The sequence below is a fragment of the Xenorhabdus thuongxuanensis genome (assembly GCF_001908095.1).
In the GTDB taxonomy this organism is placed as follows: domain Bacteria; phylum Pseudomonadota; class Gammaproteobacteria; order Enterobacterales; family Enterobacteriaceae; genus Xenorhabdus; species Xenorhabdus thuongxuanensis.
The window spans coordinates 258,962-271,446 of record NZ_MKGR01000002.1; the positions used below are offsets into that span (position 1 = coordinate 258,962).

Genomic DNA, 12,485 nt, shown 5'->3' on the forward strand with positions numbered 1-12,485 from the left:
TTTTACATGGAAACTTTTATTGTGAAAAATTCTTATGTGATATGAATAGAGAAAATACCACATAAATCTTCATGTACTAACTCTTAATGAAATAGGTATAGAAGCTGTTTTTTTCGTAAAGTCAATACTGAAACTATTCACAATAATAGATGACCACATGGATAAGTGCTTAACGAATTTACTGATTTAATAGAATAGGATTTTTCTCAATAATGAACTTAACGCATTTTTAGCTTACTTAAAATAGTTGCAAAATATTCTTTTAATAAAATTGTGTGGAAAACTATTAATATATCAAGGTGCTATGTGGTTAAGCTAACGATAAGACAGTATGTAATTAGTTCTATAATGACTATTATCACTATTGCCATCATTGGGGCAGCCGCAACGTTTTATTTTGAATCCCCACGTCCCAGCGTTGCGCATGTATTATCTTCTGACCCTATCAGATCAACGGTTGTTTTTCATCAATCCTATTGTCATATCGCAGTATTTCCCATTCCTGATACAGTAAAAAATATTACGCATAATCATTTGATTAAATATGAATATCGTATTCTAACTCTCCTTAACCACTTGAAAGCTAGTAGGAAATATCCTGCTTTAATCCACTCGGTTTTAAAAAATTGCATAGAATTTAGTTTTAAAAAACCACGTGTCGTTGCCTATGACGTAAGTTATGTCATTGGCGAGCAACCAGGAAAAGTCAGGATAGCGTACAAACCTGATGACACTATCCCTTTAAATGAGAAAGGACAATTGATCCTGAAATCGTACTCACAATAATGAGTTTCTCTAACCACTTAGTAGAAGACTGAAGGTAAAAATGATTGCACTGTTTCGCTTGTCGTTCACATAAAGTTGCATATTGGCGAACTGGGCAAAATAGTGCAATCATGGCATTGCCTTTTTATCACTTAAGTGGCTTGTTCTTGTGCAGATCGAAATTCTCTAATAATTGCTGGATAAACGATAAACGAGTAGCTCGCTCAGTTAATTCAGTAATAAATTTCAATTTATAGGAGCCATCCAATCGGTAAACATTGGGTTGCGTTTGCAACAAACTAATTAGATAATTCGGATCGACTTTATTATTACTACCAAATTCAATGAAACCGCCTTTTTCATGTGCTTCAATGCGTTTGATACCGAGTTGTTGGGCGCTCAGGCGAATAGAAGCAGATTGCAGCAGTTGGCGTCCTGAATCGGGTAGAGTACCAAATCGGTCAATAAGTTCGATTTTCAATTCATCCAATTCGAGATTATTTTGCGCACTGGCAATGCGCTTATAGAAAGATAAGCGTATGTTGACATCTGGGATATAGTCATCAGGTAAAAGCACAGGCATACGCAATTCTATCTCAGTCTGGTTGTTGGTAAGATCTTCAAGCGAAGGCTCCCGCCCATTTTTAAGGGCATCAACGGCGCTTTCCAATAATTCCATATAGAGAGTGAAACCGATGCTAGTCATCTGCCCACTTTGGTCTTCACCTAACAATTCGCCAGCCCCCCTAATTTCCAAATCGTGGGTAGCCAATGCAAAACCAGCACCCAGATCTTCGAGAGATGCAATAGCCTCCAGCCGTTTTTGCGCATCGCTGGTCATGGCTTTTGGATGGGGTGTTAACAGATAAGCATAGGCCTGATGATGAGAACGCCCGACACGCCCACGTAATTGATGTAATTGGGCTAAACCAAAATGATCGGCACGTTCGATGATGATGGTATTGGCACTGGGAATATCGATACCCGTTTCGATAATAGTGGTACACACCAAAACATTAAAACGTTGGCGATGAAAATCCGTCATAACGCGTTCCAGATCACGCTCACGCATTTGCCCATGCCCCACAACAATTCTGGCTTCGGGAACCAACTCTTCTAGTCGGGCTTTTGCCTTTTCAATATTTTCAACATCGTTATATAGATAGTAAACCTGCCCACCACGTAAAATTTCACGCAGGATAGATTCACGTACCACGAGGCTATCATATTCCCGCACGAAAGTTTTTACTGCCAGACGACGGGCAGGAGGAGTGGCAATAATGGAGAGATCGCGTATGCCACTCATTGCCATATTGAGCGTACGAGGGATCGGGGTTGCGGTCAGAGTCAGAACATCGACATCTGCCCGAATAGCTTTGATACGCTCTTTATGGCGAACCCCGAAGCGATGTTCCTCATCAACGATCAACAGACCGAGATCTTTCCAGCGCAGATCACTTTGCAGGAGTTTATGAGTACCAATAATGATATCCACTTTGCCTTCTGCTGCCATATCAATGACCTGTTGTTGTTCTTTTGCACTACGAAAGCGTGACATTACTTCAATGTGCACAGGCCAATTTGCAAAGCGGTCGCGGAAATTATCATAATGTTGCTGTGCTAATAAGGTCGTTGGCACAAGGACTGCAACTTGCTTAGTGTTGATGACGGACAGGAACGCGGCACGCATCGCTACTTCTGTTTTCCCAAACCCGACATCGCCACATACCAGCCTATCCATAGCAATGGGTTTGCACATATCATCAAGTACTGCATTGATGGCTTGTTCTTGATCCGGCGTTGTATCAAATGGAAAACTTTGGCAGAACAGTTGGTACTGTTCGCGATCGTTTTTGAAAGCAAAACCTGGTTTAACGGCACGTTGTGCGTAAACATCCAAGAGTTCGGCAGCAACATCACGTACCTTTTCAGCCGCTTTCTGGCGTGCTTTGCTCCATGCCTCACCTCCCAATTTATGCAAGGGAGCGCTCTCCTCAGCACCACCAGCATAGCGGCTGATGAGATGAAGGGAAGAAACAGGCACGTATAATTTGTCTTCTCCGGCATAAGTCAGGATAAGGTATTCTGCCTTAATGCCACCCGCCTCTAGCGTTATTAGCCCCTGATAGCGCCCAACGCCATGTTCAAGGTGCACAACAGGTTGTCCATGTCGTAATTCAGCGAGATTACGGATCAATGTATCGGTATTGATAGTACGCCGATTATCTTGACGACGACGGATAACACGTTCGCCAAGCATGTCACTTTCACAAATCAGGGCGAGATTGTTGTCTGCATCAACAAAACCATGCTCTGCGTTTCCAACCATCAAATACTGACCAGAATTATTGGCGTCAGTTAGCTGGTTTATTTTTTTCGGTTTGACTTTGATGCGAGATAATAACTCTTGTATGGATTCTCGGCGTCCTTCGCTTTCCACTGAAAACACTATCTTGCCGCTGAATTGTTCTATGAAACGGCGTAATTTATCCAATGGCTCTTTTTGCTGTGCAGCAACTGATAAATCAGGCAGAGGATGATAGGCTAAGTTGGTATTCCTTGCTTTTTGGGGAAGGGGTTCATTATCAACTTCAATACGAGGCCAATTTTTCAATTCCGAGAACAGCTTATTGACAGGCAACCAGAGCTGTTCAGGAGCGAGTAACGGGCGCATGGGATCAACTTTGCGGCTTTCAAAGCGTAGTTTCGTATCTTGCCAGAAACGCTCCGCTGCACTGACCAAATTCTGGGTAATCAACAGGGTATTCGCGGGCAGATATTCAAAGATAGCTGGCAAAGGGTGTTCAAAGAACAACGGCTGCCAATATTCAATGCCAGCAGGTAGCATTTTTTTACTGACTTGCTGATAAATATGTTCAGCATCACGACGGACTTCGAACTGTTCGCGCCATTGGCTGCGAAACAGCTCAATCGCATCTTGGTCGGTTGGGAATTCATGTGCTGGCAATAAACTGATCTTTTCCACTTCTGCCAATGTTCGTTGGGTATCCACATCAAAAGTGCGCAAGCTGTCTATCTCATCATCAAAAAAATCAATGCGATAAGGGTATTCACTGCCCATAGGAAATAGATCAAACAAGGCTCCGCGTGTCGCAAATTCGCCATGTTCAAGTACCTGTTCAACACTGCGATAACCAGCTTGTTCCAATTCTGCCCGCAGTTTATTACGTGAAAGACGTTGCCCCTTATGCATGACCAAAGCATGTCCTTTGAGATAATCGTGTGGGCAGACACGTTGCATCAAGGTGTTGACGGGAAGGATTAATGCACCTTTCGTCATATATGGTAAGTGATAAAGCGTGGACAGGCGGTTGGAGATGATTTCTTGGTGAGGGGAAAAACTATCGTAAGGCAAAGTTTCCCAATCTGACATGATATTTATTGGTGCGTCGGTGAACTGTTGAATTTCATCACGCAATCGTAGGGCATTTTGCATATCTTTGGTCACCAGCAGAATTGGCCCTGGGTGACGTTCAATGATTTCGGCACACTCAACGGCACAGGCTGCGCCTGTCAAATGGCCTAAGTAGCGGGTATCACCGCGGCTTTCAGGAAGTTGATAACGATATTTTGCTGACATAAGCGTTTGATGTGTTCTCTAAGATTCAGTCCATTCCCAACACATTTTTGACCCAGTAGCCTTACAATAAATACGTTGGCAGGTTGAGAGAAAGTAAAAAAAACCACAGAACCGGGATACGGGTGGTTCCATAAAGTATTGCTACCCTTTATTATCCCCGAACACTTTGCTTTGGCAACAGGGGCGTAACAGATTTCATGTTTCAATCTGTCTCATTATTTATAGGATTGCGCTATATGCGCGGGCGGGCGGTCGATAAATTTGGCCGTTTTGTTTCATGGTTGTCAGCGATTGGCATTACGCTAGGCGTGGCAGCATTGATCACGGTATTGTCAGTAATGAACGGTTTTGAGCGTTCATTAGAAAGTAGCATCTTGGGTTTTATGCCGCAGGCTATCATTACATCGGAAAAAGGCTCTATTAATCCAGTTGAACATCCGGGTAGCCAGCTTGCGGGATTAAAGGGCGTTAATCGCATGACCTCCATCGTACAAGGGGATGTTGTGTTACAAAGCTCCCATAATGTTGGAGTTGGTGTCATGTTAGGTATTAACCATGACGAATATGCACCATTAGCAGAACATCTTGTTAATATTGATCGAAGCCAACTACAACCCGGACGTTATTTTGTCATTCTGGGAGAAAAATTGGCGGCCAAATTAGGGGTAAGACGTGGTGATCAAATCCGTATTATCGTGCCGAGTGCTAGCCAGTTAACACCAATGGGCAGAATTCCCAGCCAGCGTTTATTTACTGTAGCGGGTACATTTTTCGCCAACAGTGAAGTTGATAGTACAGAAATGTTGGTTAATCAACAGGATGCGGCCAGATTGTTGCGCTATCCCGTTGGTAATATTACGGGCTGGCGTTTGTTTCTTAATAAGCCATTATTAGTAGATGAGTTGAGCCAGCAAACCCTGCCAAAAGGGCTGATATGGAAAGATTGGCGTGAACGCAAAGGGGAATTCTTTCAGGCGGTTCGCATGGAGAAAAACATGATGGGATTATTGTTGAGCCTGATCATTGCTGTCGCTGCGTTTAATATTATTACCTCTCTCTCTTTGTTGGTGATGGAAAAACAGGGCGAAATTGCTATCTTGCAAACACAAGGGCTGACCCGTCGCCAGGTAATGACCATTTTTATGATCCAAGGAGCGGGAGCCGGTATTATTGGCGCTGTACTGGGAACGGGATTGGGAATATTACTTTCCAGTCAGTTAAATAACCTCATGCCAATTATCGGTTTGTTGTCTGAGGGTATTCAATTACCTGTTGCGATTGATACTACGCAAGTCATATTGATCGCCATCAGTGCCATGCTGATCTCCTTAATATCGACGCTATACCCTTCCTGGCGCGCGGCTGCTACCCAACCTGCTGAGGCTTTACGTTATGAGTAATCACCCTTTATTACTGTGTCATCAACTGTGCAAAAAATATCAGGAAGGAAAAATTTCTACAGAAGTACTTAAGAATGTCACTTTTTCCATGCAACAAGGAGAAATAATGGCCATTGTCGGTAGTTCTGGCTCTGGTAAAAGTACGCTTTTGCACTTGCTTGGTGGTCTGGATTCACCGACGTCTGGTGAAGTCCTTTTCAAAGGGCAATCACTCAACCAAATGTCTTCATCGGCACGGGCAGAATTACGTAACAGAGAAATTGGTTTTATTTATCAGTTTCACCATTTATTGCCTGATTTTACGGCATTGGAAAATGTTGCGATGCCACTCCTGATTGGTGGCCAGAAACGCCGTGCTCAACCAAAAGCGTTGGATATGCTGGCGGCGGTTGGGCTGGAAAATCGGGCGCATCATCGGCCATCTGAACTGTCAGGGGGAGAACGCCAACGTGTCGCAATTGCCCGCGCATTGGTAAACGAACCTTCTTTGGTATTGGCAGATGAGCCAACGGGTAACCTTGACCAACGAAATGCAGACAGTGTGTTTCAGCTTTTACAAGAATTGAATCAACAGCAAGGTACTGCATTTCTTGTTGTCACCCATGATCTGAAATTAGCGAATCAACTGGCACGTCAGGTAGAAATGCGTGATGGATATTTACAGGATGAATTAACCCTGACGGCGGGGGAGATGTAATGGTAAATCCGCCCCTTGCATTATTTACCGCATTACGATTTAGTCGTGGTCGACGTCGTTCAGGAATGGTTTCCCTGATCTCTGTCATTTCAACGCTGGGCATTATGCTGGGTGTAGCGGTACTGATTATTGGCCTGAGTGCCATGAACGGTTTTGAACGAGAACTGAAAAATCGGATACTTTCTGTTGTTCCACATGGGCAAATTTATGCTGTGGAGCAACCTTTTCAGGATTGGGAAACTGCCCTTAAACAGGTAAGACAGACACCAGGTATTGTAGGAGCTTCTCCCTATATTGAGTTTACTGGTCTGATGGAACGAGGTGAAAAACTTCATGCTATACAGGTACGTGGAGTCGATCTGAATACCGAGATGAATGTGAGTACTCTGCCGCAGTTTGTGCGTAATGAGGCCTGGAAAACGTTCAGGGCGGGAAAAAATCAGGTGATTTTAGGGCAGGGGGTGGCTAATTCACTACGCGTTAAACAAGGCGATTGGGTGACTGTCATGATCCCCAATAATGATGCAAGCCTAAAACTTTTGCAGCCTAAACGTATTCGTTTACACGTTGCGGGTATTTTCCAGTTGAGTGGCATGTTGGATCACAGTTTGGCTCTTGTTCCCTTGCCTGATGCCCAGAACTATCTGGATTACGGTAATGCAATCACAGGTATTGCCATTAAAGCAGATAAGGTTTTTGCCGCAGAGCAGCGTGTGTGGGATGCAGGTAACGCGACAGGAAAATATGTATATATCAGCACATGGATAAAAGATTACGGTTATATGTACAACGATATCCAGATGGTACGTAGCATTATGTACTTGGCGATGGTTCTGGTGATTGGTGTTGCTTGCTTTAATATTATTTCAACATTGATTATGGCTGTGAGGGATAAAAGCAGTGACATCGCTATTCTGCGTACACTGGGAGCTAAGGATAGCCATATTAGGGCAATTTTTTTATGGTATGGATTACTGACTGGCATGATAGGCAGCATAATCGGTGCCGTTGTTGGGATTTTCATATCATTAAATTTGACGGCTATCATTAAAGGGTTAGAAAAGCTGCTTGGACACCAACTCCTTTCAGGAGATATCTATTTTATCGATTTTCTGCCGTCAGAGTTGCATCTTATGGATGTGTTTTATGTTCTGTTAACGGCATTAGTATTAAGCTTGTTGGCTAGTTGGTATCCTGCTCGTCGGGCCAGTAAACTTGATCCAGCGCGAATTTTGAGTGGACAATAGTATATCGGGGTATCAACGCGTATCCAGGCACGCTATTGTATAGCGTTTAATCGGTAAAATGGATCGGCTGAAAGAACATACTTAAAACACATTAAGGAAATCATCTATGCGGGTTCTTCATCGGCACAGCAAATTTTACCGAATTAGGCGATTACGACGTCAACGATCACATAGACAAAATTTTTACAGGGATATTCGATTGGCAAATAAAATAGAAAAACCTTATGTGGTGGTACTGACGGGAGCAGGAATTTCTGCTGAGTCAGGTATTCAAACATTTCGCTCTTCTGATGGCCTGTGGGAAGAACATCGTGTCGAAGATGTTGCGACGCCGGAAGGTTTTCAGCGTGATCCTGATCTGGTTCAGGCATTTTATAATGCACGTCGAAAGCAACTACAGCAACCGGCTATCCAGCCTAATGCTGCACATTATGCTCTGGCCGAACTCGAACATGAGCTTGGCGACCATTTTTTATTGGTGACACAGAATATTGATGATCTGCATGAACGTGCGGGAAGTCATCGTGTTCTGCATATGCATGGTGAATTACTGAAAGCTCGGTGTTGTCAATCTGGACAAGTCGTTGAGTGGAAAACTGATCTAACGATAGAAGATCGTTGTCATTGTTGCCAGTTCCCGTCTCCATTGCGTCCTCATGTAGTGTGGTTTGAGGAAATGCCATTGGGGATGGAACAGATTTATTCTGCTTTAGCTGATACCGATATTTTTATTGCTATCGGAACATCGGGCCATGTTTATCCGGCAGCAGGTTTCGTATATGAAGCTAAATTGTCTGGCGCACATACTGTTGAGTTGAATCTTGAACCTAGCCAGGTCGAAAATCTGTTTGATGAAAAACATTATGGTCATGCCAGTAAAATAGTTACGCAATATGTTCAATCCTTAATAATTCAGCAGATGAAGGCAGAAAAAAGCTGACTTGACGCAATGCCTACGCTATCCATCTTTTTCATAATACATTTACCTGAATTAGGGAGGAGAAGATGGATAGATTATTAGAGCGTTTTTTTAAATATATTGCATTTAATACCCAATCAAAATTATCCGCAAAAACTATTCCCAGTAGCAACGGTCAATTGGATCTTGCTAAGGTATTATACGAGGAGCTGCTCCAGCTTGGCTTTGTCGATGTTACTCTCAATGAACGGGGATGTGTTATGGCAACATTGCCATCAAATGTTGCAACGCCAGTTCCTGTCATTGGTTTTATTGCCCACCTTGATACCTCACCGGATTTTTCTGGTAAACATGTTAATCCCCAGATTGTGGAAAACTATCGTGGCGGTGATATTGCATTAGGGATAGGGGATGAAGTGTTGTCACCAGTCATGTTCCCTGCATTACATAGCTTATTAGGAAAAACATTAATTACGACCGATGGGAAGACACTGTTGGGTGCCGATGATAAAGCTGGGATCGCTGAAATCATTACCGCAATGGTGCGCTTAAAACAGGGAAATATTCCACATGGCGATATTCGGATTGCGTTTACGCCAGATGAAGAAATTGGCAAGGGAGCGCACTATTTTGATATAGAAGCTTTCGGCGCAGAATGGGCCTATACCGTTGATGGAGGTGGTGTGGGGGAATTGGAATTTGAAAATTTCAATGCTGCATCCGTGGTCATCAAGATTGTGGGTAATATGGCTCATCCGGGCGGTGCCAAAGGAGTCATGGTTAACGCATTGACATTAGCTATGCGCATTCACCATGCCTTGCCTGTTGAAGAGACACCTGAACAGACAGAAGGCTATGAAGGTTTTTATCATTTGTATAGCATGAAAGGTACCGTTGAGCGTGCCGAGATGCACTACATTATCCGGGATTTTGACAGGGCTAATTTTGAAAAGCGCAAAAAAAAACTTATTTCCATTGCGGAAAATGTCGGAGAAGGATTGCATCCAGACTGCTACATTGATCTGGCGATTGAAGATGATTATTACAACATGCATAGCGAAATACTTAAATATCCCCATGTTATTGCCATTGCTAAACAAGCAATGCTGGATTGTAGCATTGAGCCGATAATCCAGCCGATCCGTGGTGGGACTGATGGCGCAGAGTTATCTTATCGTGGCCTCCCTTGTCCAAATATTTTCACAGGTGGATATAATTACCATAGCAAGCACGAATTTATCTCACTGGAAGGTATGGAACAGGCAGTTAATGTAATTATGCGGATTGCTGAACTGACAGTAAGTCACGGGAGTCATGAGTAACTGTTAGCTCGAGTTGCGGCTAGTACACCTAAATAAACCTAACAGAGAACGATAAATACAATATATCTGTTAGGTTAATGGTCATAATAAATAATGTATTATTAACAAGTTATGACATAATAAAAAATTGGATTATTTCGGTTATTTTGATTTTTTAGGGAATTCCATAATTAAATATAATTTAATTAGTGATTTTCTAATAAATATGCGAGTAGATATGTAAAATCATGCCATCCTTAAGCGATCTGAATGATATAGTGAAAAGCCTCTAAAGAAGTCTCGCTTATACTCTCCAACCTTCGTCAGCTCTTAGCAAGGTTCACTTGCAAAACGCTATCTTTTTCAAAATACGTTGAAATGTATGACAGAATCATTGGATATTATTTGAAATACTTATCAAGATCAATAAATTGGGATCATAACCTGATTTTTCAGTAAAAAATAATACAAAAAACAAAATTAATAATAAATAGCCAATAAAAAGCGAGTAAATATACTATAAAATGGTTATTTTAGTATAAAGTCACATTTTTAATGTATATATTGCATTTATGATTTTAATCTAAGATACTGTCAGAAAATAAACAAATAGGATTTTAAACTAAAAATTAGGGGTAAGGTAATTACTCATTGAGATGATAACATAAAAATAAAAATCAACCAATGTGATGGGTAAAAAATACAATTGATTGTGAAAAGTAACGTTATGATAAAGTAAACATCTATTCTATTTTGATGGGGATATTATGAAGTTTGTTGTTGATAGTGATATTTTAAAAATCAAAATCTAAACCACGTTGATAAGAAGGAAAATTAAAAAATGCCATCTAACAATCAAAAAATAACAGTAACAAAAGATAATGGAACAGACCTATCTAAAAATCCAACATTAATTTCTGATCAAGATTTGAAATTAACAATTAATTTATCAGGAGGAGAGAAAGATTTTAAAGATACAGATACGATAACGCTTAATCCAACTGATGATTGGATAACAGTTATTAGAGAAGGTCAAGTTACAATTATGCCTACACATGCTAGTGTTGAGGTTTTTATTAAAGTTAGTAAAGACAAAAAATTTTTCAATACTTCACAATCTTTTACGGTAAAAACATCAAATACAGGTTATAAACCTCAGAATTTCAGTTGTAAAGTCTCAGATATAAATCAGGATACTTTATCACTAACAACAGATAAATTTTATATCGAAACACCTTCTGGTGAAAACAAGCCAGTCCAGACAAATCTTAATAGGGTAACAATAACAACAACTGTGAAAAACAGTACAGGAACAGTAATTCCAAATTTAAGTGTTAATATATCAGCAAATAGTCTAGACAGTTTATCAAAAGTTGCTGTAATGGATGCTGATGGTCATCCATTACAGCTTAATACTAATAATTTTGAAAAATATCAACAATTTACATTAACCACGGATTCTCAGGGTAATTTGAAGTTTTATGTATTTCCTCAAGAAAATCAGCCAGTTGTATTAGCTTTCTATAGTTCAATAGAAGGTTTATCTGTTGAACGAAAATCTAAAAATCCTTTATTTATTTTAGATTTAGTAAGTGCTGAGTTTGAAGAACATCTAGTAGCTCCTGATATAGCAGAATTATATGGTGATACCTTAAAACCATTAAGTAATGAAGAAGATTTTAATATAAAAATTCCTCCTTATGATGGTATAAGAAAAACAGATTTTATCTTGTATCTCATTAATGATAACGTAGTGGGAAACTATATTGAAGTTTCGGATTTATCAAACTTAGATAATTATTCTTATAAGTTGCCATTCTCAATATTACCCATATCAAAGGAAATTAAATTTAGTTATATTATTGCAAGGGAAAACTCAAATATTAGATATTCAGATGGTATTCTTTTTAAGTATGATGGTTATCAGTATGGTCCACCAGACTCCGATAAGAATAGAGTTTTTGATCTTCCTAAAATATATTCAAGCTATGGAATTAATCCAGAATCTATTTTAAACCCAGGGTATGGGATTAATTTCACTACAATTAATCAATATAGATTTAATGGGGGAGATACCCTTTATGTGGAAATTGAAGCTGACTCAGCAGATAATCAGAAAGTAAATCCTGGAGATACTGTTGAGATTGAGGTATTCATTAAGTCCTCAAATAGAGGTGATATATCCTATAAGAAGACAATTCAATTACCTAAAGTAACTTCTCCTGCTACAACATCGAAAGGGCATATATCTATCCCTATTTTTATAACAGGAGATGTTGATTCAAGGATATCCGGCGGGAGCGCTGTTATTTATATTTTATATTATAAAGTGGATGTAGATAATGTTAAATACAGTCATAATTGGCAGGGATATATAGACACTGTTCTGCCTGGAGGAGGAATTAATTGACATTTAAATATAAATTATTCTTTTTAATTATAAACCAGTCCGTCTATCATTTTTAATAAATATAGACGGCTAATAAAATACTTCCAATAACTGAAAAAAGGGTAAATGCTGAAAATTATGGAAAAATTCATATAAATGGGATGCA

General features: G+C 40.3%; 9 protein-coding genes. 8 read left to right on the forward strand and 1 reads right to left on the reverse strand.

Annotation, left to right across the window (positions count from 1 at the left end):
• The first annotated feature begins 306 nt into the window (after window positions 1-306).
• Window positions 307-786, forward strand: a complete 480-nt coding sequence (umoD, locus tag Xentx_RS02700) for a UmoD family flagellar biogenesis regulator (protein ID WP_074018737.1) — start codon at window positions 307-309, stop codon at window positions 784-786.
• A 127-nt stretch (window positions 787-913) separates the two neighbouring features.
• Here umoD and mfd read toward each other — a convergent pair whose 3' ends face one another.
• Window positions 914-4,366, reverse strand: coding sequence for a transcription-repair coupling factor (gene mfd / locus Xentx_RS02705; protein WP_074018738.1), 3,453 nt, complete (start codon window positions 4,364-4,366; stop codon window positions 914-916).
• A gap of 197 nt (window positions 4,367-4,563) precedes the next feature.
• Here mfd and lolC point away from each other — a divergent pair, with 197 nt between their 5' ends.
• The 7 genes from lolC to Xentx_RS02740 all read left to right on the forward strand — a co-directional run bounded on the left by lolC (window position 4,564) and on the right by Xentx_RS02740 (window position 12,340).
• The gene (lolC, locus tag Xentx_RS02710) at window positions 4,564-5,766 is read left to right on the forward strand and encodes a lipoprotein-releasing ABC transporter permease subunit LolC (protein ID WP_074018739.1); all 1,203 of its coding nucleotides are present in this window, start codon (window positions 4,564-4,566) and stop codon (window positions 5,764-5,766) included.
• Window positions 5,759-6,463, forward strand: a complete 705-nt coding sequence (gene lolD, locus Xentx_RS02715) for a lipoprotein-releasing ABC transporter ATP-binding protein LolD (protein ID WP_074018740.1) — start codon at window positions 5,759-5,761, stop codon at window positions 6,461-6,463. The genes lolC and lolD overlap by 8 nt, the downstream gene beginning before the upstream one ends.
• Entirely contained in the window at window positions 6,463-7,710 is a 1,248-nt protein-coding gene (gene lolE / locus Xentx_RS02720; protein WP_074018741.1) for a lipoprotein-releasing ABC transporter permease subunit LolE, read from the forward strand. The genes lolD and lolE overlap by 1 nt, the downstream gene beginning before the upstream one ends.
• A 106-nt stretch (window positions 7,711-7,816) precedes the next feature.
• The gene (gene cobB, locus Xentx_RS02725; RefSeq protein ID WP_074018742.1) at window positions 7,817-8,650 is read left to right on the forward strand and encodes a Sir2 family NAD+-dependent deacetylase; all 834 of its coding nucleotides are present in this window, start codon (window positions 7,817-7,819) and stop codon (window positions 8,648-8,650) included.
• A gap of 65 nt (window positions 8,651-8,715) precedes the next feature.
• Complete coding sequence (pepT, locus tag Xentx_RS02730; protein ID WP_074018743.1) at window positions 8,716-9,951, forward strand: peptidase T; 1,236 nt, start codon at window positions 8,716-8,718, stop codon at window positions 9,949-9,951.
• 285 nt (window positions 9,952-10,236) lie between these two features.
• Window positions 10,237-10,389: an IS1 family transposase gene (locus Xentx_RS02735; RefSeq protein ID WP_083600851.1), complete on the forward strand. Its 153-nt coding sequence runs from the start codon at window positions 10,237-10,239 to the stop codon at window positions 10,387-10,389.
• Window positions 10,390-10,771: 382 nt separating this feature from the next.
• Window positions 10,772-12,340: a hypothetical protein gene (locus Xentx_RS02740; protein ID WP_074018744.1), complete on the forward strand. Its 1,569-nt coding sequence runs from the start codon at window positions 10,772-10,774 to the stop codon at window positions 12,338-12,340.
• Window positions 12,341-12,485: the final 145 nt, after the last annotated feature.

Coding starts and splice junctions, on each gene's coding strand:
- lolE (WP_074018741.1), top strand. CDS start 6,463: ATGGTAAATCCGCCCCTTGCATTATTTACCGCATTACGATTTAGTCGT.
- cobB (WP_074018742.1), top strand. CDS start 7,817: ATGCGGGTTCTTCATCGGCACAGCAAATTTTACCGAATTAGGCGATTA.
- Xentx_RS02740 (WP_074018744.1), top strand. CDS start 10,772: ATGCCATCTAACAATCAAAAAATAACAGTAACAAAAGATAATGGAACA.
- pepT (WP_074018743.1), top strand. CDS start 8,716: ATGGATAGATTATTAGAGCGTTTTTTTAAATATATTGCATTTAATACC.
- mfd (WP_074018738.1), bottom strand. CDS start 4,366: ATGTCAGCAAAATATCGTTATCAACTTCCTGAAAGCCGCGGTGATACC.
- lolC (WP_074018739.1), top strand. CDS start 4,564: ATGTTTCAATCTGTCTCATTATTTATAGGATTGCGCTATATGCGCGGG.
- lolD (WP_074018740.1), top strand. CDS start 5,759: ATGAGTAATCACCCTTTATTACTGTGTCATCAACTGTGCAAAAAATAT.